Origin of the sequence: Paenibacillus sp. P36 (genome assembly GCF_045866505.1) — a bacterium.
Taxonomy (GTDB): domain Bacteria; phylum Bacillota; class Bacilli; order Paenibacillales; family NBRC-103111; genus Paenibacillus_E; species Paenibacillus_E chondroitinus.
Genome location: NZ_AP038372.1, coordinates 6,834,898 through 6,860,147, shown reverse-complemented (window position 1 = coordinate 6,860,147; position 25,250 = coordinate 6,834,898). Strand labels below are relative to the sequence as shown.

Here is a 25,250-nt window from a genome sequence, read left to right as displayed (position 1 = left end):
TAGTGGAACTAGCATTTTAAGTATTAGGAGAGTTAGCGATGAAGAATGTGACGATAACGAACCCCATTATCTGGGCGGATGTTCCGGACCCTTGCGTTATTAGAGTAGGAACGGACTACTATATGGTTAGCACAAGCATGCATGCAATGCCTGGATGCCCGATTATGAAGTGTGAGAATTTAATGGATTGGCGAATCGTGAACTACGTTTATGACATCTTAGAGGATAACGACGCCTATAATTTGCTGGATGGGAAAGGCATTTACGGTAAAGGGTCATGGGCGGCAAGCTTACGGCATCATAATGGCACGTTCTATGTGTGTTTCTCAAGTAATGATATGAACCAGTTCTACATATACCGGACAGATGATATCGAGAACGGGAAATGGGAGCGATCTGTCCTTGCAGGCATCCATCATGATCCAAGTCTTCTGTTTGACGACGGCCGCGTTTATGTCATTCATGGCAACGGTAGTATTCGCATTACGGAACTGACGGCTGATGTGATGACAGTAAAATCTGGAGGTATTGATCAGCGGCTCTTCGAGACGGAACGTGACGGCATCATGCTGCGCTGCGAGGGATGCCATGCGTATAAGCTGAACGGTTATTATTATTTATTTTTCATTGAATGGCCCAATACCGGAAATCGACGCCGTAGGCAGCTTTGTTACCGATCTAGAGAGCTGCTCGGTGTTTATGAATATAAAGTGATTCTTGACGATGACATGGGGTACCGCAATCATGGGATTGCTCAAGGAGGCATTGTGGATACACCGCAGGATGAGTGGTATGCCTTATTCTTTCAAGATCATGATGCTGTGGGGAGAATTCCTATTGTGCTTCAAGTTACTTGGGTGGAGGGATGGCCGGTCATTGGGATGGAAGGAGAAGCGCAAGTTTCATTCCAAGCGCAATTGCCGAACACCGCACCTACGGCGTCTACCCAATTGGTCATTAGCGATGAGTTCGACTATAACGAAAATAAATTGCTGCTTAACTGGCAATGGAATCATAATCCGGATAACCGCCTGTGGTCTGCTATCGCACGTCCTGGCTGGTTGCGATTAGAGACGGGGAATATTACCGACAGTATCCTATTTGCACGCAATACATTAACGCAGCGGACGGAAGGCCCTGTATGCATCGGCATTACGGCAATGGATGTTTCCCATATGAAGCCGGGTGATCATGCGGGAATGGTTGCACTTCAAAATCATTTCGGGACAGTCGGTATTCAAATCGCTGCGAACGGCGAGCGATATGTTGCAATGTGTATCAATCGAGGCGATGGTAGTGAAGAAACGGTCGAGCGGCTTCCCTACGAGGACAATTTGATTTACTTGAAAATTCATTTCGATTTTGAAAATAGTACAGATCTTGCAAGCTTTTACTATTCATCTGACTGTGAAGCATGGAAGCAAATCGGCTGCCCTTTGAAGATGAAGTATACGCTTGATCATTTTATGGGCTACCGAATCGGGTTGTTTAATTATGCGACCAAGTCTGTTGGCGGGCATGCTGATTTTGATTTTTTTCGATTTGATAAGGTGGAAAGTAATATTTAAAGGAGAGGAAGACCTATGGCTTTCGCTCAAAACAGGCCATCAAGCGAACAAGTTGAACAATGGGATATGTTTGAGCTTGTGTTTTTTGCTTTATATGATGGAAATCCTTTTATTGAAGTATCTCTATCCGCCGAGTTCTACTCAGGTGACCATTCAGTGAATGTGATGGGATTTTATGATGGCGAAGGCGTATTTCGTATTCGATTCATGCCTACAACCTTGGGAGATTGGAGTTATCGTACATCTAGTAATTTAGCAGTGCTCGATGGACAGGTTGGCACCTTTGTCTGTGTAGAATCAGCTCCAGATAATCATGGTCCGGTTCGAGTAAGTGATACATTCCACTTTGCATACGCAGACGGCCTCCGATATCTGCCGGTAGGTACAACGTGCTACGCCTGGACGCATCAGCCGGCTAATCTTGAAGAACAAACGCTGTCGACGTTGAAAGCTTCCCCGTTCAATAAGCTGAGAATGTGCGTATTCCCAAAATCTTATCAGTTTAATGTGAACGAGCCCATTTATTATCCTTTCGAGGGCTCACTGGAGGACGGATGGGACTATAGCCGGTTTAATCCGGTATTTTTCCAGCATCTTGAGATGAGGATTGCTGATCTTGGCAAGCTCGGCATAGAGGCAGATCTCATTCTATTCCATCCGTATGATCGATGGGGGTTCTCACAGATGCCGCTGGAAGTTGATGAAAGATATCTTCGATATCTTACAGCACGTCTTGCTGCATACCGGAATGTATGGTGGTCATTAGCCAATGAATTTGATTTAATGAATGCTAAAAAAGAGGATGACTGGGAGCACTTTGCTGAAATCGTGACATCAACCGATCCGGTCGGCCATCTCATTTCCAATCATAATTGCCTTCGATTCTACGATTACAGCAAATCTTGGGTAACTCATTGTAGTATACAACGTATCGACATGTATAAAACGGCAGAAGAAACAAATGCATGGCGTGAAAAGTGGAATAAGCCGATTATCGTAGATGAATGTGCGTATGAAGGAGACATCGAACACGGGTGGGGAAACATCACGGGGGAAGAATTAACCCGTCGATTCTGGGAAGGTGCAGTACGTGGCGGTTATGTTGGTCATGGAGAGACCTATTACAATGAGAAGGAAGTTCTATGGTGGTCAAAAGGAGGCGAACTTACGGGGACGAGTCCTGAGGGAATCGCATTCCTTCGCCGAATCATTGAACAAAGTCCAGGTGGCATACTGAATCCACTGCCTTCTTCCTGGGATTTGCCTTGCGCAGGTGTGAAGGATGAATACTACTTGTACTACTTTGGTTTCAATCAGCCGCGTTACCGGCATTTCAAACAAGAGGCCGGTGTCTCCTATCGTGTAGAAGTAATTGATACCTGGAATATGACGATAACCCAGGTGCCAGGCATTTTTGAAGGGGCGTTCCGTGTTGAACTTCCTGGGCGTCAATATATGGCGGTTAGATTAGTTGCATTGATAAATTGATTAAGGCAAAAGTTGAATGCGAAGCGGGTAGTGCATTTTCGCGATGGGAAGTTGAGCGAGATTGGAAAGGATGAGGGCCGGGACTCCGTTGGGGTTCCGGTTTTTGATTTATCGACATCTAATTTCTTTTTAGGGAATGGGGGCTTTATAATAGGAAGTATTGACAAAATAATGAGAACGATTTATTATTCGGTTATACAATTTAAATCGATTTAAACGATAAGGGGTAACAAGTGAAAAATTTTACAGTAACAATAAAAGACGTTGCTAATCTTGCCAATGTTTCAACGGCGACCGTATCCTTAGCTCTCTCCGGAGATCCAAGGGTAAACGTGAAAACGAAGAAATTGGTAGAAGAAGCAGCTTTGAAGCTGAATTATATTCCGAACGAGATTGGCCGCAGTCTCAGAGCTAAGAAAACGGAAACCATCTCATTTATCATCCCCAATACCTCTCATCATGTGTTCACTCATCCTTACTTTGCTCAGCTGCTAGAAGGAATTAACGAAGTGCTCGATAATCATAATTATAATTTGATGCTATCGACAAGCCCATCGGAAAAGGATGAATCTGCCGCGTACAACAAAATATTGAAGAATCGCCGTACAGATGGGATCATACTTTCATCGGCTTCCATTCATGATAGAAATATTCTAAGAATGGTCGAATCAGGCTTTCCTGTTGTATATCTGGGGAAATGGCACCATGACAATGTGCTAACGGTCGAAAGAGATGATAAGGGGGGGGCTTATACAGCTACAGAGCATCTCATACGGATTGGCCGAAGGAGAATTGTACATATTACAGGTCCATTGGACCATCAAGAAGGCATTGATCGGTTAGAGGGGTATAAGCAAGCTCTTTCAGATAATAAAATCCACTACGATGAAGCTTTAATCATTGAAAAGGATTTCTCTAGAGAGTCTGGATACGAAGCTGCAGCAGAATTAATGAATAAACAAATTGATTATGATGCAGTGTTCGCAGGAAATGATCTTATGGCAATTGGCGCATTGAAATTTTACAAAGAAAACAAGATTTCGGTTCCAGGTGATGTGTCCGTTGTAGGTTTTGATGATATTGATATGGCAACAGTTGTCAGTCCCGAGCTAACGACGATTCATCAGCCCATGAGAGAGATTGGTTATGCGGCTGCAGAGAAATTAATCGCCTTCCTAAATAACCAAGAAGTAAAGGAAAAAAGAACGATTATGTCTACACATCTTATCATTCGCGAATCATGCGGTGCAGATAGGACATAAGCGTTTTTTTAAAATAAATTTAAATCGATTTAAATTTGAAAGGAAGTGATAGCGATGTAACGTGAAATGGCTGTCCGAGGTATCAAAAAACAGGGGTCTCTTACATTTAACCAAAGGAGGAATAATATGAGCAACTTTTTAATGAAAAAATCATGGGTGATTTCGTTCGTATCCGTTTTAACTTTATCCGTTGTTTTGACAGCATGTGGAGGAAGTAAAGATGCTTCTGGACAAAAAGTAACGTTAACCTATTGGAATGGATTCACAGGCCCGGATCGTCCGGCCTATGAGGAACTAGTCAAACAATTTAATGATAAACACCCCAATATTCAAGTTACGATGGACATTTCTCCATGGGATGCACTTCTTGCCAAATTACCTACATCATTAGCTTCGGGTCAAGGTCCTGATATCGCCTCTTTCGATTCGTCGCTGATTCCGCAATATGCTAAAGGCAACTTGATTCTTCCGGTAGATGATATTTACGGGAAGGGGATCGACCAAAATGTTATGGCGAAGAGCTTAGTTGAGGCAATGAAATATAATGACAAGTTATACGCAGTGCCGGCCAATACAGCAACGTTATTAATGTACTATAACAAGGACCTATTCAAAGCTGCAGGGATTACCGCTCCTCCCACGACGTGGGCCGAATGGCAGGATGCTATTCTTAAAACAACGAAAACGAACGGCACTGATAAACAATATGGGCTGGTGCTCGCTGACCATGCAACAATTCCGATGTGGCCAATTCTCATTTGGGGTAACGGAGGAGATATTCTTTCTACCGATCATAAGAAATCCATGTTAAATGACAGCAAAACTGTGGAAGCGCTTAAAATATGGGCTGACCTAGTCGCAAACAAGGGGATTTCTCCCGTTAATCTCACAGGTGGAGATGCTGATAAAATCTTCGCATCTGGCAAAGCGGCCATGGAAATTAATGGTCCTTGGATGGCTGGTGGATTAAGCGGCGTGAACTTTGGAGTTGCACCGGTTCCAGCAGGCCCTGCAGGTAAGGCTACGCTTGCGAATGCGGTTGCCATGGTTATCGGGAAAAACACGAAGCACAAAGATGAGGTTTACGAGTTCATGAAGTTCTGGAACAGTGCGGATGCACAAGCTTATCTATCTTCAAAAAGCGGATTCCCACCAACACGAACAGATTTAAATGACAATGCGCAGGTAAAATCGAATCCACTTATTCCTCAATTTGCAGCGGTTGCAAATGATTCTAGATTTTATCTAGCAGGCTTAGAACAGTTTAGCAAAATTGATAGCGACATCTTTACTCCGGCTATTCAAGCGATTACCAACAATAAAGGTACCGTAGAAGCTACAATGGCAGATGCAAGCAAGAAATTGGATGCCCTTTTATCAGGCAAATAGTTCATAATGGTGTGAAAAAGCACCCTACGGACTGTGGGCGAAAACACCAGTTTAACAGGGTGCTTCTCATGCCGCTTATGTTTAAGAGTAACCCGGTTCAGGAGGTAGTTATGACAAGCACACGCACGATCAGAAAGCCTTTGATAAAACAAAGCCGGGCAGCCTTTTTCTTTTTATTGCCAACTGGACTGATATTATCATTATTTGTATTTTGGCCAATCATGAATTCGTTTTGGTTAAGCCTTCATCAATGGAGTCTGCTGGAACCAGACCATCCATTTATAGGATTAAGTAATTACATGAAATTGATGCAGGATGAGCGCTTCTGGAACTCCGTGAGAAATACCGTTTATTTTACAGTTGGATCAGTCCCTCTGGGTATTATTTGTTCGCTGCTGCTCGCTCTATTGTGCAATTTAACGCTTAAAGGTATGAGTTTCTTTAAAGCGATTTATTTCCTTCCCGTGATCTCTTCGTTTGCCGTGCTTTCGATTATTTGGTCCTTTTTGATGGATCCGGATATAGGCTTACTCTCTTATTACTTTCATCTCATTGGCTTTTCGGTGACCGGTTGGCTGCGGGATACGACATGGGCGATGCCGGTTGTTATTCTAATTGCTATTTGGAAAAATGTCGGGTTCAATATGGTCATTTTTATGGCAGGCTTGCAAGGGATTTCTGTTTCCTTATATGAAGCTGCAAAAATTGACGGCGCTAACACGTTCCAAAAATTTTGGCATATTACATTGCCGTCCTTAAGGCATACCACGTTGTTTGTGATCATTATCTCCCTCATTGCCTCATTCCAAGTATTTGATCAGGTGTTTGTTATGACGCACGGAGGTCCCTTGTTCAGTACGGAAACTATTGTTTATTACATTTACCATCAAGGCTTTGAATTGCTCGATATGGGATATGCCTCGTCAGCGGCTTGGATTTTGTTTATTTTTGTATTTTTAATTACACTAACTCAACTTAAGTTGTTTAACTACAATGAAACGGATTAGGGGGGTATTGGATATGAAGGTAACTTTAACCCGCAATTTCCAGTATCTTATGCTCATTGCGGCAGCAATCGTCATCGCTTTTCCTTTCGTATGGATGGTGCTAACATCATTTAAACCAGAGAACGAAATTGTACATTTTCCACCTACTTTGCTTCCATCCAAAATGATCTTAGACTCCTATATCCATGTATGGAGTAGGATTCCTTTTCTGGTGTTTTTCAAAAACAGCGTTATTTTCTCGTTCAGTGTTACCTTGATCTCTCTCCTGTTTGACTCCATGGCCGGTTATGCATTTGCCAGACTTTCGTTTAGAGGAAGAAATAAGTTGTTTCTTCTTGTGCTTGTTGCTTTAATGATTCCCGTCCAAGTAACCATTATTCCGTTGTTTATCATGCTTAGCCATTTTGGCTGGCTCAACACGTTTGTGGGTTTAATTGTCCCACGTGCAACGAATGCATTTGGCATTTTTATGTTAAGACAGTTTCTTGTAGGTTTGCCCAAAGAGTTGGATGAAGCAGCGAGAATAGACGGATGCTCTGAATTTAGACTATATTGGCAAATCATTTTGCCTCTTGCTAAGCCCGCTATTGCGAGTCTGGCGCTGTTCCACTTGATGTATAACTGGAATGATTTATTGTGGCCATTAATTATTACAAGTACCGAGGACATGAGAACGCTGCCGGCTGGACTTGCCTTATTTATGGGGCAGCATGTTGTGGAGTATGGCATTTTAACTGCTGGGGCAGCGATTGCTACCGCACCGCTTGTCATTGCCTTTTTATTCGCACAAAAGTATTTCATTCAAGGTGTTGCATTTACCGGCATGAAAGAATAGAGAAAAGATTTGACGGAAAAGGAGAGAACAACTGCATGGGCAAATTACATCCTTGGGTTTGGGCTGTAGGAATCGAGAACACATTCATCGGTCAAACGGCGAGAGGCGAGAGGGTCCTAGATGAATTCGAAATTACACAGCATTATCAATTCTGGGAAGAGGACTTAGATCGAGTGAGGGCTTCGGGAGCTACCATGATTCGTTATGGCGTTCCCTGGTATCGGATTGAAACGAGCGAGGGCGTATTCGATTGGTCATGGACAGATAAGGTAATGGCTTACTTTGATCGGCATCGAGAATTAGTACCCATCATTGACTTGATGCATTATGGTACGCCGCTATGGCTTAAGAATGAATTCATGAATGCGGAGTACCCGCAATTCGTTGCTAGATATGCTAGGGCATTTGCGGAAAGATACAAAGGAATAACTTCTTACTACACGCCGCTAAATGAGCCATTCGTTAATGCGGAATGGTGTGGATGGAGTGGAACTTGGCCGCCATATCTAACGGGCTTGCTAGGTTTCGGCTTACTTATGAATCAATTATGTAAGGGAATCATCCTAACGGTTCAGCATTTAAAGCAAGTCGACCCCGATGCGGTGATGGTGCATGTGGAGGCTTCAAAGAAGTATATAGCCGCAGATGAATCTTATATGGAAGAAACCCATTTATGGAATGAAATCCGGTTTATCATGTGGGAGCTCGTACAGGGTCGCATTCAGCAGGCGCATCCTTTATACACGTGGGTATTGGATCATCATTTTAGCCATCGTGATTTAGAATGGTATGCAGAGAATCGGATTGATCTAGACATTGTCGGAGTCAATTATTATCCGCAATTTTCCTTGAATGTGATTGGCCAAGAGACGGCCGAGCAAGGACAAATCCCACGCGCGGTGATGGGTTCAGCTGAGGATATGATCGATATTGCCAGGGATCTATATCAACGATATAAAAAGCCCATTTTCATTACGGAAACCAGCTATAATGGCAGCGTAGAACAACGCGTTTCTTGGTTGGAGGAACTCATTCGTGCAAGCTGGAAGATGAGTGAGGAGGGAATTGAGCTTTATGGCGTAACGTGGTTTCCTTTTCTGGATATGGTGGATTGGCCTTATCGGACGAATGGGTTATCGTTTCAAGAGAATCTGGCTACCTTCGGTCTATACAGTTTGGAGGAGAAGCCTGACGGAACGATTCATAGAGTTAAAAATGCGGCTGGCGAAAGATTCGAGGAAGAATTGAGAAAATAGTGTGAGGGCCGGGACTCCGTTGGGGTTCCGGTTTTTGATTTTATCAGAATTGGTTCACATCGATTTTCGACAAATGATCATCGCCTTTTTACATTTACAATCCAGTTAGTCAAACCTATGATTAATTTAGCTAAAATGTTCTTATAACTCATGATTGGAGAGGAGTTACTTTATGAAAAAAACGGATTTTATCGAAAATAAATCACAAACGTATGAGACTCGTCAAAATTGCCATGGTGGCAAAGGTCCATTTCAACTAAAGGATCTTATTCAAACGGTGTCAACAAGTGAGAAGCTGTACATCAAATTCATTCATGATGATATCATCCCGCCAGGTTCTACCTTCGGCTATCACCAGCATAACAGTGATGCTCCTATGGAAGAGTGGTATTACTGCATTTCTGGTCACGGAATTATGGAGCTTGATGGAAACCATTACGAGATGTCCCCTGGTGACATAAGTGTTTGCCGTGCAAACGGTGGTCACGGTCTTATCAATAACGGTCCCGAAGATTTAAGAATTATTGTGATCTATGCTTCAGCAATAAAATAAGGGAGGGACTAGCTTGAGCGACAGAAAACTTAGAGTCGGTGTTGTCGGATTAACTGTAGGTGCAAGTCATGTCAAAGACTACGCCAGTAGCGAATCTGTTCAGGAAATTGTTTTGTGCGATCTAAATGAATCAAAACTGAAAGAAATAGGCGATAAATATAACATTTCAAAAAGATATTCGGATTTCGAGAAGATGCTAAAAGAGGAAAACCTGGATGCGATTAGCCTCGCAGTTCCTAACTTTTTGCATATGAAGCTTTCCATTCAGGCGATGGAAGCAGGGGTGCATGTGTTGTGTGAAAAGCCTATGGCAAGGAATGCAGATGAGGGGAGAGGAATGCTTGCTGCCTCGATAAAGCACAACAAGAAGTTGATGATTAACTTCAATCAGCGTTTTCTACAAGAATGTCAAACGTTAAAATCCGTTATCGACGAAGGCAAGCTAGGCGATATCTATTATGTTCGAACGCTATGGCAGCGCAGAAGAGGAGTGCCGTGGTGGTATCCGCTTTCATCTGGAAAAGAAATATTCGGCGGTGGATCTCTCATAGATCTTGGCGTGCATGTGCTTGACCGTGCTATGTGGTTTTGCGGGTATCCAGATCCGGAATGGGTACTTGGAAATACGTTTTGCAAGGTCTCCAAGGAAGAGGCTGCACGCAAAGGCATTCAGAATTTCGAGCTTGATGACATGGGAGTAGCTATGTTTCGTATGACGGGCGGGTTGATGATTGAGTTAGAAGCATCTTGGGCCAGCAATCGAGAGAACGAGGTAATTACAACACGGATTTATGGCTCCAAAGGCGGTGCAGTCCTGCATAGAGTAGTTGGAGATGGGAACGATTCCTGCAATAAAGTATTTTTAGAAATTGGCGGCGAAGTTCATGACATTCCATTAGAAGCTATGAAGACTTCTAAGATGCCGAATGTTCGGCAAGCGTTTTTAAATGCCATTATTAATGATGAAGAGGTACCTTGCACGCCTCAACAGGGACTTAAGATCACTCAAATGTTAGATATGGTTTACTCGAGTGCAGCAAATGGCACACCGGTCAAATGGGAATGATGGAAGAAGCCTTCAATTGCGAAATCTGCTAGGAGACATTCCAGTTTTAGATTGAAAAAAACGAGAAAAATTATAGATGTCAGAAAAGCCGCAGCTGCCTGCGATGTCCGTGATACTGAGGGTAGACATGCGCAAAAGAGTTTTGGCAGTTTCGAGCCTGCAGCGCTGTAAATAAGCGTAAGGCGTAACGCCACGTTCCTGTTTGAAAATACGAATAAAATGATCTGTCGTAAGAGAAAAGTTCTGGGCAAGTTCACTCATATCATACTGGAGCTCCGGATGTCGTTGAAACCCTCGGCATAGTTCATCAATTTTTAACGTATAAACTCCGGCAGGTGTTGGTGTTAGATGTTGATATTCCGTAATGAGAGCTTCCAGCCATATTTTCATTTGCGGCAAGCTATTTCTTTCTTCGGCTAAACGAAAGCGATTAAAAAGCTCTAATACAAAATGATAGTGATCAAAATGACGATGCTCAGTCAAGTCAGACAAGATGTCCGGATTACGCAATGTAAAATCTATATACCGTACATCGAGGCTGACATTTTCATTTTGATAGGCGTTAACCTCTTTTTTGTAATTTATTAAAAACACATCACCAATGCTTAATTTATAGGCGTTCTTGCCTAGCATGATTTGACCTTCTCCGCCCCAAATACTCCACAAAGTAAACCCTGGATGACAACCAACGGGAACATGCCATTTCCATTCTGAAACGCAGTGCTTCCCGTAATGCATGGACAGGATCTCCATATAATCACCTCGTTTGTTTGGTGTCGATTTTTCATAAATAATTGTTTCATTTATAAACCGAATCGTCAAGTTCAACAGATGGGGAAATATTTTATGGTCATATACGTATGGAAGATATCCAGCAAGCATCACAACTGGAGGGGAAAAGGTTAGCAAGGAGTAGATAGCCGGCGAGATCTCGCGGGCTTTTTTAATATTTTAATAAAAATAACTTTGTAGGGGTTCTCGATCGGCTGTCAATTCCATGCTAACGTGTAATTCGCTGTGGTAGAATAAGTAGATGGAGTGATAGGACGGATACGGGGGGAACAGTAATGAACAAGACCGATCGGCAGCTCGCCATAATGCTTGAACTACAACGGAGTAAAGTATTAAGAGCAGAAGACTTGGCATCTATATTTGAGACTAGCGTGCGGACAATATATCGGGACATACAAGCTCTGAGTGAAATGGGTGTTCCGATCCTTGGGGCTCCCGGGCAGGGTTACTCCCTAATGGAAGGTTATTTTCTTCCACCAGTAGGGTTTTCTGCTGAAGAGGCGGTAGCCATGCTTATGGGTACTGACTTTATCGAACAGAGGTTGGATGGCGATTACGCAAATGCAGCTAAGGCGGCCCGACGCAAAATTGAAGCTATTCTGCCAGAAACAGTGCAAGACGAGTCGATGCGCGTTCGGGAAACGATGCGACTTCTTCAGGCCGGCGAGCCGGTAACTAGCTTGAGGGAAAAGGACTATCTCGGACAAGCGAGGCGGGCAATTATGGAGCGCCGTAAATTACGTATGACCTATCTGAAAAAAATGCCGGAAGCGGACGGCAATCGGAAGAGCACGCGTGAGATCGCTCCATACGGATTGGCGCTTGTTCAGGGAAATTGGATTTTGATTGCACATTGTGACTTGCGGCAAGAAATTCGGCATTTCCGGTTGTCGCGGATGACGGGGCTAACCGTATTGGAGGATCGCTTTCTCATTCCAAACTGTTTTAACCTTAACAACTACCGTCCGTCGGACGATCGTAACGAACGGGTGTTGGTTCTGGCTCATCCTGAAATTGCGGACAAAATCGCTGAGACTTGTCATTATTATATGGAATCGACTGAGGAGCGGAAGGACGGTCTTCTCGTCAACTTTCTTGTCCGAAAGCCGGAGGAGCTGCTGTCTTATATCCTGGGCTGGGGCGGGAAAGTCGAGGTGTTGGAACCGGAGTCTCTCCGACATCGGATTCGGGAAGAGGCCGAAAAAATCTTAAAACGCTACTGACACGCTATTGTCAGTAGCGTTTTGTTATATTTGGATCATATCCAAGAATGAATGATGAGGAGTTGTTTGATTCATGAGAAGTACAGCAGAAGCATTACAGGCATTTGAGACAACAGTGGGGCGTTATTTAATAGAACTGGAAAGCCTCGATATGGAGCAGCTGATAAAAAAACCGAACGAGGAGGAATGGTCGATTGGTGAAATGTATATGCATTTAATTCAATCGGCACAATTCATGCATTTGCACAATGTTGATCAATGTTTGGCTGGAAGTGTAGAGACAGTAGACGCTATGGAGGAAAAAACAGAGAGGGGCAAGGGAGCCTTCGAACTGGGGAGTTTTCCTCCCATGCGGATTCGGGTACCTGCTTCACCGCAATACACTCCGAAACAACCGGAAAGTAAGGAGCAGCTGAAGGAGAGTTTTCACGGGATCGTGGAGCGGATGAAAAATACGGAATCCACTTTGAATACGGTACCCGAGAGCAGAAAAATTCTTCATCCCGGATTCGGCGCTCTAAACGCCAAGGAGTGGTTTTTGCTTATAGAGATGCATTACAGGCATCATTTATCGCAGTTGGATCGTTTGAAACAATTTTTGGAAAATAACGCATAGAGGTTGGCGGCTAGATTACCGCTATCTATTGTAGTGGATAAAATTGGTTAGTATGAGGAAGGGCTGCCGCATGGCAGCCCTTTTTCGTGGTAGAATATCAATACTGAATAGAAAAGTCGTCACTCCCACTAGTCAAAAGTTACTTGTACTCGGTTGACATCTTAATATGGTAAGATATGAAGAGAACAAAGCTCATCTAACAGAAGAACTTGGGGATGTGCTAGGGAATCTAATTGTTATTGCAAATGAATATAATATTTCCCTCGAAGATATATTCGAAATGCATAAACAAAAGCTTGGAACACGTTACTCATAATAATGAAAGGAGAGTTCAGCTAATGAGATCAATTGCTGTATTTTGCGGCTCCAGTGAAGGGAGCTCTTCTATATATAAAGAAAATGCAGTTAAACTAGGACAAGAACTTGCCAAACGCGGGATTACGCTTATATATGGAGGAGCCAATGTGGGGCTGATGGGAGCTGTTGCTGATGCTGTATTGGAACAAGGGGGTCAAGTAATTGGCGTGCTCCCTCATTTTCTACAAAACCGAGAAATTGCGCATAAAGGTCTGACAGAGCTTATTATGGTGAATTCCATGCACGAACGTAAAGCTAAGATGGCCGATATGGCAGACGGATTTATTGCTCTTCCTGGCGGTCCTGGAACATTGGAAGAATACTTTGAAATTTTTACATGGGCTCAGTTGGGTTTGCATAATAAGCCATGCGGACTGCTGAATATTAATCAGTATTTTGATCCACTTGTGTCGATGTTTGATAATATGGAACGTGAGCAATTCATGCAACCGAAATATCGCTCGATAGTCATCGCTGAGCATACCCCGGAAGCTATTCTAGAGAAGTTTTCGACCTACTCGGCTCCCTCGGTTAAAACTTATCTCACTGAACAGCGTACTTAAGTTTTGATGGAGTTGCGCCCATAAGGGGCTGCTAAGAGGCAGCTTCTTTGTTTTTTAATTAAAGTTGGGTTGAAAATGCCGAGAAATATTAGGGATAAATAGCGATACAACATCATTATAGTTGATCAAAAGGGAAGGATAACGAAGTCAACCGTTGAATAAACATATGTGAGATATTCTGGAATTTATCTAGTAATATGAAAGCAACAGAGAGAAATACGCTCACAGCGAATAGAAGGTTAGTTCAATATAGCAGATTAAAACCTCTCATTAGTAGAAAGACCTAGATTAAATAGGACTGATGGGAGGTTTTATTATGAATAGGAGAGGAATAAGCCTGTGGGTGTAAAAACAAAAGGAAGACGGAAGCTAGAGTATAACGGCAAGATGTATTATTGGAATGTCCAAGAAGATGACGAAGATTATGGGAGAATCAATCTTAGTATTGTTTCAGAAGATAAAAAATTAATTGTTTCATATCGTGTAGCGCAGTCAGACAATCATAAGACTCCGCATATTGTAATACAGGGTAAGGAGTTTGGGGGCATAGAAAATCAAGTTCTTCAAGGTTGGGTTAGAGTACAAACTCCAATTTGGGATGATCGTATTATCACACCTGGGCTTGTTAAAACAATTATCGAATGGTGCCTATTTCCAAAAGATCAACTGAATTTTGTTGATTGGGAAGGTAATCTTATTTAACTGGTGTGTATTTGAATCTTGAGGAGGTCAAGATGGGGAGTTTTGCCTTAATCTTTTTAATCGTCCTAACTCTAATAGCTGTTGCGATCTTTTATGGATGTGTATTTTTGGACTTTATTAATCCAAGCGCACTTCAAGCTCAACTTTTAGGTGTCATTATTATACTGTTCGGAGTAATTGTTTTGCTGTCTTTTGAAGATTCTTCTGGATATGGATTTACATTTGGGTTAATCGGTCTTATTACAGGCGTTCTCGGTACATTTAGAGAATCCCAAAGGGTTAAACAAGAAAAAGATGGTTGAACCATTGGATATGGAAAGGAGGAAAAACTTGGACACTAATCGTTCTTTTAGAGCCATCATTACATGGGAAAGAGACCCAAACAACATTCGGATAGACAATGGGACACGATAGCACTTCAAGCCCCTTTTTTTTATATAACTTGGACTCGCGGCCCGTTGCTGTGGGTCTCTTTTTCATTCACGTATTGGGCAGGTTTGTTAGAAATAAAGGAAAAGAATGTTGAATGGAGAAAATGAACTGTTAATTATTAAATCGAGACTTCTACAAGGAAGTGAATTACATTGTACGTAACCGGTGATCTTCATGGGTATATTGATATTGGTAAATTGAATTCCAAGAGATTCCCTATAAATAGAGAGTTAAGTAAAGATGACTTCGTAATAATTGCTGGGGATTTTGGACTTGTCTGGGACAATAAAAATGATGAAATATATTGGAGGAAATGGTTAGCTCGAAAAAACTTTAGGACTTTATTTATTGACGGAAATCATGAGAATTTCCAGTTGCTTAATACTTACCCTGTGGAGTGTTGGAATGGTGGAAACGTACATCGAATAAATGAAAGCATTATACATTTAATGCGAGGACAGATTTTTACTATTAAGGGATATAAGATATTTACTTTTGGAGGAGCTCAATCTCATGATAAAGAGTATCGAAAAGAGAATATTAATTGGTGGCCAGAAGAGATGCCATCACTAGAAGAGTACAATGAAGGAATAAAGAATTTAGAGCAGCATAATTGGGAGGTTGACTTTGTAATTACGCATATGTGCCCTACATCAACTTTGCATACATTGAATGAATCTAAGCATTCGGGTATTCATAAGGATCAGTTAAGTGATTACTTTGAGCAAATACAAGAACGGTTATCTTATAAAAAGTGGTATTTTGGTCACTTTCATAGAGATATGGAATTACCAAATAAACAAAACTTATATATAAATCAATTGAGCTACTTCCGACTGAGCAATCCTAGTTAATGAGATACACCGTGGGAGATTTAGCCATAAAAACATCAAAGGGTGAACAATGAACAAGAAAAAATCGATAATTTATTTTATCCTAGCATCATTTTTATTCGGTGGCGCCATCTATTTATTCCAGAGTATCTTTTGGACTTTATTCTTTTTAATATTTATAGGTTATATCTTAACGATCAAGATATCAGATAAAACAAGAAGTTTCGGGAAACAAATGTTTAGTGCGTGTTTAGGTCTTTTCTTTTTCGGTTGGCTCGCAGCTTTTGTCATTGTGCTAATTAAAATATTCATAAGCCAATTATATTACTCGTTAGACTAACATGGATGGATTGCGTGCAGCTCGTCACGCGGTAGCTGCTCCCTGGTTTCGTTAAAGGTACGAGAGGATAGTTGATCAAGATGAAACGCATTTAGCTTTGTCGTATACTTCACGACAGTCATCCTAATCTGCTTAAGTTCGTCATCTCTCCTTGCTCAATGTGGAGGTGTGGCTTGGCGTTATCGTCATAGTATCTCCTCAAAAACCATGTCCGAAAATGGCCAGACCTTTTGGGACAACATGATATAATAAAAATAGGTCAGGAGAGGGGTGACCAGATGACGGATAACAAAGATGCTCTGTATGCAGCATTCAAGGCAAAGGATGCACGTTTCGACGGACGCTTTTTTGTAGGCGTATCGTCTACGGGAATTTATTGCCGTCCTGTGTGCCGGGCTAAGCAGCCGAAGCCGGAAAACTGCACTTTTTATGTGACTGCGGCGTCAGCGGAGCAGGCGGGATATCGCCCATGCCTTTTATGCAGGCCGGAACTTGCTCCTGGCACTTCCATCACCGACGCTACAGCTAATTTAGTTTATCGAGCAGCAAGAATGTTAGAAGAAAGCAGCGGTAGCGGGCAAAGTTTAGAAGAAATAGCCGGGCGACTTGGTTGTACGGACCGACATTTGCGGCGCGTTTTTACAGCAGAATATCAGGTGTCGCCGATTCAGTATTTGCAAACCTGCAGATTGCTGCTGGCCAAAAACCTGCTCACAGATACAGATTTGTCGGTACTGGAAGTTGCGATGGCGGCGGGCTTCGGCAGCTTGCGTCGTTTCAACGGCCTTTTTAAAAAACAGTACAAACTTTCGCCTACGGCTTTACGAAAACGGAAGGCAGAAGAAAAAAAACATAAAGACAACATCACTTTATCATTAAGCTATCGTCCGCCCTATCTTTGGGACGAAATGCTGAACTTTTTGGCCGGACGCGCAATAGCAGGAATTGAAGTTGTAAAAAACGGCGAATACATGCGTACCGTGCAGATGGTAAACGTTGATAGAAAACCTGTGCACGGTTGGGTGCGCGTGGGGCATGATCCTAAAAAGTATGCATTGAGCGTAACCGTGAGCGCAACTTTACTGCCGGTACTGCCACAAGTATTAGCACGGATACGTCATCTGTTTGACTTATACTGCGATCCTGGTGCGGTGTATGAAACACTTCAGGGAATGAACGACATTCGACCCGGTCTTTGTGTTTTGGGAGCTCGCGTACCGGGGTGCTTCAACGCGTTTGAAATAGCGGTTCGGGCGGTGCTGGGACAGCAAATTACTGTGAAAGCGGCAAGCACATTGGCGACAAGAATTGTCCAAACTTACGGAGTGCCTATACAAACCTCAATTGAGGGATTGACCCATATCTTTCCTTTACCCGAAAATATATTGTCTTTAGACGGAGCGATTGAAGATCGCTTCGGAGTGTTAGGGGTTACTTCTGCACGTTCTAATACGATTTATGAACTGGCACAAGCATTCGTACAGAGGCAAATTGATTTTGACCTCCCGACCCAGCCGGAGGAAGAGATGAAAAAGCTGATGGCGATTCGCGGTATTGGAAGCTGGACAGCGCAGTACATCGCTATGCGTGCTATGGAATGGCCGGACGCTTTCCTTGAAACAGATGCTGGCGTTAAAAAAGCATTACAGCCTTACACATCAAAGGAATTACTGAAAATGGCGGAAGCATGGCGACCGTGGCGCAGTTATGCCACCATCAACCTTTGGAACTCGCTCTAAGGAGGCAGGAACATGTATTATCAGACAACCTACTCGTCCCCCGTTGGAATCATCACACTTGCATCTGATGGAAATGGTCTTGTTGGCACATGGATTGAGGGGCAAAAGTATCACGGGGCTACTATACCTGAAGGTGTGATCGTGCGTGGAGACATGCCGATATTCGATACCGTAAAAAAATGGCTGAACAAATATTTTGCAGGCGAGAAGCCCGATATTTCAGAATTGCCGCTCTGTCCCATTGGCAGTGGATTCCGTCAAGAGGTATGGAGCATGCTATGTGAAATACCATACGGCGAGGTAATCACCTACGGTGACATTGCAAAAAAAATGGCGGCAAAGATGAACAAGGAAAGCATGTCAAGTCAGGCAGTAGGTGGAGCTGTTGGGCATAATCCGATTTCAATCATCATTCCCTGTCATCGAGTTGTAGGTTCAAATGGCAGCTTGACGGGTTACGCCGGGGGTATTCAAAAAAAGGTAAAATTGCTTGAATTGGAGGGTGCCGATATGTCGGGGTTGTTTGTGCCGACAAGAGGTACAGCACTTTGAAGCGGGAGTAGTGATAAAAAGAGTAAAGAGCTGCCAATTGGCAGCTCTTTATTGCGATTTAGAGGGATTTTCGTTGCTTCATGTTTCGCAATGTCAAATGTGAGGTTTCGGGATAGGCGATTGTTAGATAGACATTTCTTTCTACTTACAAGGCTAAGTTGTAAATCGTACAGGAAATATAGTCGCCCATACCCGATAAGGCGATTAAGAAACAGACATAACTTTCATCTCAATTGGACCGATACCTTGTATCGGTCATTTTCAATTTATGTCCCTATTTTGCTCATTCCCATGGCCGTACAATAATAAGCATAATCTGGTTAACAGTCATGAAGGAGAGGTGCGACCTATGTTGAAGATCGAAAGAGCTGATCAGGTTTTTACAGCTAGTGGGTATTGGAAACAATTGAGCAAGCGAATGATGCAATATAAATTGATATATTTGCTTGCCTTGCCCGGCATTGTGTTTTTTATTGTATTCAAACTTGTTCCATTATTTGGGCTTCTACTCGCGTTTAAAGATTACAGTCCCTATTTAGGTTTTACAGGTAGCGAATGGGTAGGTTTTAAACATTTTAGAGAGTTATTTGCTGATCAAAATTTCTATATCATGCTGCGAAATACATTAGCCATTAATGTGTTCGGTATCGTTTTTATGTTTCCATTACCTATCTTACTTTCGCTCATGTTAAATGAAGTTCGTCATGAGGTATTCAAGCGATTTAATCAATCTATTGTATATTTGCCCCATTTTTTGTCTTGGGTTGTTGTTTCAAGCATGACCTTCTTCGTGCTATCGACGGATGTGGGGCTTGTCAATAAGCTGATCAGCGCGGCGGGCTTCGAAACCATCTCTTTTTTATCAGAGCCGAAGTACTTTTGGGGATTAATCACGGCTCAAACCATGTGGAAGGAGGTAGGTTGGAGTACGATCATTTTTCTTGCTGCGATGGCTGGGGTCGACCCGCAAAGATATGAGGCTGCTGTCGTGGATGGAGCGAATCGGTTTCGCCAAATTTGGCATATCACTTTACCCGCCATTCGTTCGACAATCATTATTCTATTAATTTTACGGATAGGTCAAATAACAGACGTCGGTTTCGAGCAAATGCTGCTAATGATGAATCCCCTTGTTATGCAAGTGGCTCAAGTATTCGATACGTATGCGTATACACAAGGAATTTTGCGAGGTCAGATCAGCGCAGGTATTACGATCGGTATGTTCAAGGGCGTTGTCGGCTTCATTCTGGTTATGACCTCTAATTATATGGTCAAAAAATTAGGTCATGAAGGCATTTATTAATGAAAAGGGAGAGGAAGAAAAATGAGTGTAGTCGCACGTAAAAAAATAGCCATATTTGATTGGATTAACTATGGTCTACTAAGCCTAATTTCATTAATTTGCCTTGCTCCATTTCTCTATGTGTTCAGTGTATCTTTTACAGACCCGGACGTGTATATCCCGTTGCAGTTTAATCTGTTTCCACAAAAATGGTCGCTGTCGGCATACTCCTATATCCTGTCTACAGGCAGTTTCATCAATGCGCTGAAGAGCACAACGTTCATCACGGTTGTAGGTACAGCATTAAACTTGATTGTATCGTTCTCGATGGCCTATGCATTAACAAAAAAGGGACTGCCAGGGCGTAACGCGATGATGGGATTTATTATTTTCACGCTTGTATTTAATGCGGGCATCGTTCCGAGTTATTTACTAGTCAAGCAACTTGGGTTGTTAAATTCCTATTGGGCCCTGATTTGGCCGGTATTAACAAGCGCATGGAGTTTGATTATTATTAAAAGCTTTCTTGAATCCATGCCTTCTGAGCTTGAGGACGCAGCTAGAATTGATGGTTGTTCAGATATTGGTGTTTTCTTGCGCATCGTAATCCCGCTATCTATGCCTGCAATTGCTACATTTACTTTATTTTTTGCGGTAGCTCATTGGAATACGTATTTCAACGCAGTCATTTACTTATCGGATACGAAAAAATGGACGCTGCAGGTGTTGGTAAAGTCGTTGGTGATCGACTCAGATAATGCCGGAATGGCAGGAGCTAGCGGAGATGAGAAATCCATTCCACAAGAAACGATACGGATGGCTTCTATCGTGTTAGCCATGTTACCTATTCTTGTTGTCTATCCGTTTCTACAGAAGCACTTTGCTAAAGGAGTAATGCTTGGTTCGGTTAAAGGTTAACTCAAGAATTTATATGAAGGAGAGCTGAAAATGGTAGAAAACGTTATAAATTGGTTAGATAAACCTCAACGTATTATACAGACCAACTTGCAGATTAAGGACACCCACTTCATTAATCCTCGTAAATTAGCGTCGCAAATGAAAGAAATGGGGGCTACGGCGCTCGTATTTAATGTCGGCGGCATCTATGCGTGGTATCCATCGAAGATAGACGGACATAAAGTAAATGAGTATCTTCCTCAGGACTCTGATCTACTGAAGGAAGTTATTGAGGCTTGTCATGAACAGGATATTCGCTTCATTGCAAGATTGGATTTCAGCAAGACAGAAGATGTTGTTTACCTTAGGAAGCCAAACTGGTTTGTAAGACAACCTTCGGGATTGCCGGAAATTATTGGCGCTGAGCGTCCTGGCAATTGGTCACTGCTTATGAGTACGTGCTTAAATAGCGGCTATCGAAATGAAGATGTGGCGATACCTGTGCTCGAGGAAGTGTTAAGCCATTACGATGTTGATGGCATATTTTTTAATGCACCGCATTATGTGCCTTGTTACTGTGAAATCTGCAAGGATAAATACCGTAATCGCTATGGGGTAGAAATTCCACTTGACCGAAACTTATTTGCTGTAGATTGGCCATCTTCCTGTATCCGAGATAATATGGAGAAAATGTACAAGTTTATTAAGCGAAAATCTCCGGAAGTACCTATGATTCTATATTACAATCTGTACAAAGATAATCTGTATGCCCGTATGGAAACTACGGATATCTTATGTACGGAACCGCAAGATATTTTGTCCGAAGGGCATCATCGAATTCCGGAGTTCTGGAAACCTGCGCTTAGTATAAAGCTAGGACGTTCGATTCCAGACAACCCGCCGCCGCTTGGAATCGTTCACTCAAGCCCAGGCATGGAGTGGAGGCATACGGGCTTACCGCCGGCGGAATATCGCTTCTGGTTGGCTCAAATTACTTCTCATGGAGGAAGCATCTGGCATTCCCTGACTGGCATCCCCGATACGATCACGGATAAACGAATTATTGAAACGGTAACTGAATTTAATCGCAATGTCAGTAAAGTAGAGATGTATATGGATAAGGCACAAACGTTAGCGCAGGTAGCGTTAATGTGGACAGCTGACGCTGCAGCAGAGGGTTGGGCTGACGGATTGATCAACTGTCAAATACCGTTTGACGTGTTATTGCAAGAACAGGCTACTTCAGAACGGTTGACGCGATATAAGGCACTTATTTTGCCTGAAGGTATGAAGGTAACCGATGATTTCACGGCTATCCTGAGCAAGTTTGTAGAAGAAGGCGGACATCTAATTAGCGAGGGTGAAGTATCGGAGCAACCGGAGTTGCGGAAATTGTTAGGAATAGTAGGTAGGTCATCCGTCAGCGAATACCTAACGGCCGCATATCTACGTTTTGAAGGAGCGAACAATCCGCTTCAGGTTGGCATGGAGGATACGGAGCTAATCCCGCATCGTGGAAAGGTTCATTATACTAAGCCGTCAAACGCGAAATCGAGCGTCCTGGCAACGTTGGTTCCGCCGTTCTCTCCGTTAGAAAGCGTCGGTGCTCCGCCCGAAAGAGCATCATTACCAGTCAGCCATACCGATATTCCACTTTGCATTCATCATGGATCGGGACTCGGAAGTTCTGTTTATCTCACCTTTTCATTGAGTGCCCTCATTAATGAGTATAAGTTGGGTGAGCATTATGAATTAGTATCCAATATCATGAACATAGCACTTGGCGAGGATAAAATGGTCGAGGTTACCAAATATCATGGCTTGCAGATGTCGATGTTCGAGAAAAGCGGCCAGTGGCTTATCCATCTGGTTAACGGAGTCGGAAGAAGGCCGCTCGCAACGAACATTCCACTTCATAACATTGAAATAAAGATGGCGCTTAGAGGCCGGAAAATAGCCGATGTACGGCCGTTGATATCCGGTGAATCTATTGCGTATGAGGTAAAGGGGAATCATCTAGTCCTTAAACTGCCGAAGCTGGATATTTGGGAATGCCTGCTAATTGAATTTCAGTAGTGGTACAGTTGTATATAGCAACATTAGAAAAGCCTGCATCCCAAAATGTGTGGGCTTTTTCTGCCAACATGGATCTCTTACCTTAATGATAAACGATATTGGTTAGGAGACATCATGACATGGCGTTGAAACGCCCGATTCAGATTCCTTTCCGAGTATCCAATGATTTCAGCAATCTCCGTTATGCTATAGTTCGTCTCTTCCAGTAGTTTTTTTGCTCGTTCGACTTTGTATTTCATTAAATACTCAATGAAGGTCATTCCAGCTTCCTGCTTGAATAATCGACTTAAATAGGAAGGACTTATTTGGACGAGTTCTGCGCATTCAATGAGAGAAGGCATGCCTTGGTTGGCTTCAATGTGTTGACAGACCAGTTGTACAGCTTTGCGCGTTGAATTGTTACGGCTTTGTTCTGCAATTTGTTTATGAATGGGGAAGAGAACTTCGATGAACCATTCCTGAACTTCGCTGTAGGTTTGTCTAGCCTTAAGCTGTACGAATAGATTATCCCCAAGATTGTCGAGCACGCCATAGCCCATTTCTTCAAGCGATTGAATGATGGAGGACAGAAGGATATGGTAGCAATAGATGGCTGTATTATAAGAATCAGAGATACGTATTCGTTCGTAAAAAAGCTGTAGTGATTGTTTCGCCATCAGATGATCGCCTTGAAGAAGGTACTCCGTAATGGATAATTCAATATCCTTGGGATAATTAAATAGGGTTAATTTCTCTGCTGTAGCTGATTTACTTTGATATTGAAAAATGGTCCGGTTATCATCGAATAACCGTTGCTGCAAAGCGCGTGATGCCTCTTTGTAGGATTCGGAAATAAGTGCAATTTCAGAACGCAAAGCACCAATTCCAATTGAAACATCGAAGGATAGATGCGTTCGAAGAATTTCGCGAATTTTTGTCGCATAAGCCAGAAGAGCCTGATTCCAATCTGTTTCATTGGCTGAATCCTTAAATTGTATGACGGCAATGGATTCCCTTTCATCCTCGCCTAGAACGAATCCTTCAGATATGTGTTCATGATCAATCAACTCATGCATGACGTTTTTCACAGCAAAGGCAATAACAGGCCCTTCATTGGGAAAAAAACGCTTTTCCTTAAACAAGTTTTCCGGTCTCACAATGAGCACGGCAAAATTGCCACTCATAGGCAGCTGAAACGACCGGCAACCCTCTTCGACTTCGGCAAGCTTTACGACATTGCTTGCAAGCAGAAGCTTCATCATAAATTGATCGCGCAAGGCTGGTTGGATTTTCTGAACATAGTTCTGGAGAGAACTGGCCTGCTCATTCAAATAGGCCAAACTTGAGCGGATATAATCCAGCTCATTTCCAGAACCTGAGACACGCCCTAGAGTACCGTTTCGCAATTGTCCTCCATACCGAATCAGTTGATCGATCGGACTGTAAGCGAATTTAGAAGACGCGATTGTAAGGATAATACCAAAGATGAGAATGATAAGGACGGAGCTCACAATAAGCAGACGTAACCAATTTAACTGTTTCGTTAGCTCTTGTTCCGGCCAGAGCGAGATATAGGTTCTTCCCAACGAAGATTTGTTAATTGCGGTTAGAAATTTCTCGCCGGATTCGTTAGTTGTTATAAAGGATTGATTTTTGCCATTGTAATTCAAAATGTTCTGGTACAGAGGCAAGTCATTCATCGATTTTCCTAGTAAGGAGGAATCGGTTGAATGGAGCAGTATGGTATTGTCCGGGTCGATTACGATAAGAGATTCGGATAGCTTGTTAGTGACGGATTGAAAGATAAGTTTTTCAATTTCGCTGGCTTTGACCTGATAGATCAGCAAGCCTTGCAAAGGGCCAGTTCTCATGACAGGAAGTTGACGAACATAGGAAATATATCCGTTTTGGCGATTGCCGGGAAAATAAGTCCATCCCTCGCTTTTGGTCAAATTCATAGCGGCTTGGATACTACTCTGCTGTGTTGAATTTTCAAGCGTAGACTTTCCATAGAAATTAGTAAGTACTGTATCGGACATGCTGCTGTAGAATACGATATCCTGGATCAAAGGACTTGCATTTTTCTGAACCTGCATATAGTCGAGGAGCTCCAGCTGCGTAACAAATTGTTCAGAGAATGTAGGCTGTCCAAGCGCGGAACGAAGAGAAGGGTTGTTAAGCAGCTGTAAAGATTGATATTCCACGCTTGTCATTGCGCTTTCCGTTCTATCTTTTAATTGCGTAAGAGAAGTAAGGCTATCTTCTTGAAATTGATGCTTAAGCTTCTCGACGGAAATTTGATAATAGGCTGAACCAAGTATGATAAGAGGCAGAGATACGGAAATACACCCCAACCAGACGAGGCGTTTAAAGTAATTCGTTCGAGGTATTGCGTATTGAAATAGGTGTTGAATTTTTTTGAGCCAATTCATCATGGCATTCC

22 protein-coding genes and 1 pseudogene are annotated in these 25,250 nt (G+C 42.7%); 21 read left to right on the top strand and 2 right to left on the bottom strand.

Annotated features, from left to right (window positions below; translation table 11 throughout):
• Positions 1-38: 38 nt before the first annotated feature.
• The 9 genes from ACKTT9_RS30280 to ACKTT9_RS30240 all read left to right on the top strand — a co-directional run bounded on the left by ACKTT9_RS30280 (position 39) and on the right by ACKTT9_RS30240 (position 10,424).
• Positions 39-1,568: a glycoside hydrolase 43 family protein gene (locus tag ACKTT9_RS30280; protein WP_407868903.1), complete on the top strand. Its 1,530-nt coding sequence runs from the start codon at positions 39-41 to the stop codon at positions 1,566-1,568.
• Between the two features lie 15 nt (positions 1,569-1,583).
• On the top strand, positions 1,584-3,056 hold the full coding sequence (locus ACKTT9_RS30275; protein WP_407868902.1) for a DUF5605 domain-containing protein: 1,473 nt from the start codon (positions 1,584-1,586) through the stop codon (positions 3,054-3,056).
• A 233-nt stretch (positions 3,057-3,289) separates the two neighbouring features.
• A complete protein-coding gene (locus ACKTT9_RS30270) occupies positions 3,290-4,318 on the top strand; it encodes a LacI family DNA-binding transcriptional regulator (protein ID WP_407868901.1) in 1,029 nt (342 codons plus the stop codon).
• 126 nt (positions 4,319-4,444) lie between these two features.
• A complete protein-coding gene (locus tag ACKTT9_RS30265; RefSeq protein ID WP_407868900.1) occupies positions 4,445-5,707 on the top strand; it encodes an ABC transporter substrate-binding protein in 1,263 nt (420 codons plus the stop codon).
• 110 nt (positions 5,708-5,817) lie between these two features.
• A complete protein-coding gene (locus tag ACKTT9_RS30260; protein WP_407868899.1) occupies positions 5,818-6,714 on the top strand; it encodes a carbohydrate ABC transporter permease in 897 nt (298 codons plus the stop codon).
• A gap of 13 nt (positions 6,715-6,727) precedes the next feature.
• Entirely contained in the window at positions 6,728-7,549 is an 822-nt protein-coding gene (locus ACKTT9_RS30255; protein ID WP_407868898.1) for a carbohydrate ABC transporter permease, read from the top strand.
• A 35-nt stretch (positions 7,550-7,584) separates the two neighbouring features.
• Positions 7,585-8,805: a family 1 glycosylhydrolase gene (locus tag ACKTT9_RS30250; RefSeq protein WP_407868897.1), complete on the top strand. Its 1,221-nt coding sequence runs from the start codon at positions 7,585-7,587 to the stop codon at positions 8,803-8,805.
• Between the two features lie 172 nt (positions 8,806-8,977).
• Positions 8,978-9,358, top strand: a complete 381-nt coding sequence (locus ACKTT9_RS30245) for a cupin domain-containing protein (RefSeq protein ID WP_407868896.1) — start codon at positions 8,978-8,980, stop codon at positions 9,356-9,358.
• A gap of 13 nt (positions 9,359-9,371) precedes the next feature.
• Entirely contained in the window at positions 9,372-10,424 is a 1,053-nt protein-coding gene (locus ACKTT9_RS30240) for a Gfo/Idh/MocA family protein (RefSeq protein ID WP_407868895.1), read from the top strand.
• 12 nt (positions 10,425-10,436) lie between these two features.
• On the opposite strand, the gene ACKTT9_RS30235 is transcribed toward ACKTT9_RS30240, so the two are convergent.
• Positions 10,437-11,162 carry an AraC family transcriptional regulator gene (locus ACKTT9_RS30235; RefSeq protein ID WP_407868894.1) on the bottom strand — a complete coding sequence of 242 codons (726 nt, stop codon included), beginning with the start codon at positions 11,160-11,162 and terminating at the stop codon, positions 10,437-10,439.
• A 329-nt stretch (positions 11,163-11,491) separates the two neighbouring features.
• On the opposite strand from ACKTT9_RS30235, the gene ACKTT9_RS30230 reads away from it, so the two are divergent.
• The 12 genes and pseudogenes from ACKTT9_RS30230 (at position 11,492) to ACKTT9_RS30175 (ending at position 22,828) form a co-directional block, all read left to right on the top strand.
• Positions 11,492-12,439, top strand: a complete 948-nt coding sequence (locus ACKTT9_RS30230) for a helix-turn-helix transcriptional regulator (protein ID WP_407868893.1) — start codon at positions 11,492-11,494, stop codon at positions 12,437-12,439.
• A 73-nt stretch (positions 12,440-12,512) separates the two neighbouring features.
• Entirely contained in the window at positions 12,513-13,055 is a 543-nt protein-coding gene (locus ACKTT9_RS30225; protein WP_407868892.1) for a DinB family protein, read from the top strand.
• 175 nt (positions 13,056-13,230) lie between these two features.
• Positions 13,231-13,371: pseudogene (locus ACKTT9_RS30220) on the top strand (MazG nucleotide pyrophosphohydrolase domain-containing protein); the annotation flags it as partial.
• Between the two features lie 22 nt (positions 13,372-13,393).
• Complete coding sequence (locus tag ACKTT9_RS30215) at positions 13,394-13,975, top strand: TIGR00730 family Rossman fold protein (RefSeq protein WP_407868891.1); 582 nt, start codon at positions 13,394-13,396, stop codon at positions 13,973-13,975.
• A 339-nt stretch (positions 13,976-14,314) separates the two neighbouring features.
• On the top strand, positions 14,315-14,677 hold the full coding sequence (locus tag ACKTT9_RS30210) for a hypothetical protein (RefSeq protein ID WP_407868890.1): 363 nt from the start codon (positions 14,315-14,317) through the stop codon (positions 14,675-14,677).
• A 32-nt stretch (positions 14,678-14,709) separates the two neighbouring features.
• Positions 14,710-14,979: a hypothetical protein gene (locus ACKTT9_RS30205; protein ID WP_407868889.1), complete on the top strand. Its 270-nt coding sequence runs from the start codon at positions 14,710-14,712 to the stop codon at positions 14,977-14,979.
• 282 nt (positions 14,980-15,261) lie between these two features.
• Complete coding sequence (locus tag ACKTT9_RS30200) at positions 15,262-15,963, top strand: metallophosphoesterase (protein WP_407868888.1); 702 nt, start codon at positions 15,262-15,264, stop codon at positions 15,961-15,963.
• Between the two features lie 597 nt (positions 15,964-16,560).
• Complete coding sequence (locus tag ACKTT9_RS30195; protein WP_407868887.1) at positions 16,561-18,021, top strand: AlkA N-terminal domain-containing protein; 1,461 nt, start codon at positions 16,561-16,563, stop codon at positions 18,019-18,021.
• Positions 18,022-18,033: 12 nt separating this feature from the next.
• The gene (locus ACKTT9_RS30190) at positions 18,034-18,573 is read left to right on the top strand and encodes a methylated-DNA--[protein]-cysteine S-methyltransferase (protein WP_407868886.1); all 540 of its coding nucleotides are present in this window, start codon (positions 18,034-18,036) and stop codon (positions 18,571-18,573) included.
• Between the two features lie 418 nt (positions 18,574-18,991).
• Entirely contained in the window at positions 18,992-19,876 is an 885-nt protein-coding gene (locus ACKTT9_RS30185; RefSeq protein ID WP_407873147.1) for an ABC transporter permease, read from the top strand.
• A gap of 21 nt (positions 19,877-19,897) precedes the next feature.
• Positions 19,898-20,773, top strand: a complete 876-nt coding sequence (locus ACKTT9_RS30180) for a carbohydrate ABC transporter permease (RefSeq protein WP_407868885.1) — start codon at positions 19,898-19,900, stop codon at positions 20,771-20,773.
• Positions 20,774-20,803: 30 nt separating this feature from the next.
• Positions 20,804-22,828, top strand: a complete 2,025-nt coding sequence (locus ACKTT9_RS30175; protein ID WP_407868884.1) for an alpha-amylase family protein — start codon at positions 20,804-20,806, stop codon at positions 22,826-22,828.
• 77 nt (positions 22,829-22,905) lie between these two features.
• Here the strand turns inward: ACKTT9_RS30175 and ACKTT9_RS30170 are convergent, their stop codons facing one another.
• The gene (locus ACKTT9_RS30170; protein WP_407868883.1) at positions 22,906-25,242 is read right to left on the bottom strand and encodes a helix-turn-helix domain-containing protein; all 2,337 of its coding nucleotides are present in this window, start codon (positions 25,240-25,242) and stop codon (positions 22,906-22,908) included.
• Positions 25,243-25,250: the final 8 nt, after the last annotated feature.

What these genes read in the sequence shown, in the direction of transcription:
- ACKTT9_RS30280 (WP_407868903.1), top strand. Translation starts at nt 39, where the DNA reads ATGAAGAATGTGACGATAACGAACCCCATTATCTGGGCGGATGTTCCG.
- ACKTT9_RS30275 (WP_407868902.1), top strand. Translation starts at nt 1,584, where the DNA reads ATGGCTTTCGCTCAAAACAGGCCATCAAGCGAACAAGTTGAACAATGG.
- ACKTT9_RS30265 (WP_407868900.1), top strand. Translation starts at nt 4,445, where the DNA reads ATGAGCAACTTTTTAATGAAAAAATCATGGGTGATTTCGTTCGTATCC.
- ACKTT9_RS30260 (WP_407868899.1), top strand. Translation starts at nt 5,818, where the DNA reads ATGACAAGCACACGCACGATCAGAAAGCCTTTGATAAAACAAAGCCGG.
- ACKTT9_RS30255 (WP_407868898.1), top strand. Translation starts at nt 6,728, where the DNA reads ATGAAGGTAACTTTAACCCGCAATTTCCAGTATCTTATGCTCATTGCG.
- ACKTT9_RS30250 (WP_407868897.1), top strand. Translation starts at nt 7,585, where the DNA reads ATGGGCAAATTACATCCTTGGGTTTGGGCTGTAGGAATCGAGAACACA.
- ACKTT9_RS30245 (WP_407868896.1), top strand. Translation starts at nt 8,978, where the DNA reads ATGAAAAAAACGGATTTTATCGAAAATAAATCACAAACGTATGAGACT.
- ACKTT9_RS30235 (WP_407868894.1), bottom strand. Translation starts at nt 11,162, where the DNA reads ATGCATTACGGGAAGCACTGCGTTTCAGAATGGAAATGGCATGTTCCC.
- ACKTT9_RS30230 (WP_407868893.1), top strand. Translation starts at nt 11,492, where the DNA reads ATGAACAAGACCGATCGGCAGCTCGCCATAATGCTTGAACTACAACGG.
- ACKTT9_RS30225 (WP_407868892.1), top strand. Translation starts at nt 12,513, where the DNA reads ATGAGAAGTACAGCAGAAGCATTACAGGCATTTGAGACAACAGTGGGG.
- ACKTT9_RS30215 (WP_407868891.1), top strand. Translation starts at nt 13,394, where the DNA reads ATGAGATCAATTGCTGTATTTTGCGGCTCCAGTGAAGGGAGCTCTTCT.
- ACKTT9_RS30205 (WP_407868889.1), top strand. Translation starts at nt 14,710, where the DNA reads ATGGGGAGTTTTGCCTTAATCTTTTTAATCGTCCTAACTCTAATAGCT.
- ACKTT9_RS30195 (WP_407868887.1), top strand. Translation starts at nt 16,561, where the DNA reads ATGACGGATAACAAAGATGCTCTGTATGCAGCATTCAAGGCAAAGGAT.
- ACKTT9_RS30190 (WP_407868886.1), top strand. Translation starts at nt 18,034, where the DNA reads ATGTATTATCAGACAACCTACTCGTCCCCCGTTGGAATCATCACACTT.
- ACKTT9_RS30185 (WP_407873147.1), top strand. Translation starts at nt 18,992, where the DNA reads ATGATGCAATATAAATTGATATATTTGCTTGCCTTGCCCGGCATTGTG.
- ACKTT9_RS30180 (WP_407868885.1), top strand. Translation starts at nt 19,898, where the DNA reads ATGAGTGTAGTCGCACGTAAAAAAATAGCCATATTTGATTGGATTAAC.
- ACKTT9_RS30175 (WP_407868884.1), top strand. Translation starts at nt 20,804, where the DNA reads ATGGTAGAAAACGTTATAAATTGGTTAGATAAACCTCAACGTATTATA.
- ACKTT9_RS30170 (WP_407868883.1), bottom strand. Translation starts at nt 25,242, where the DNA reads ATGATGAATTGGCTCAAAAAAATTCAACACCTATTTCAATACGCAATA.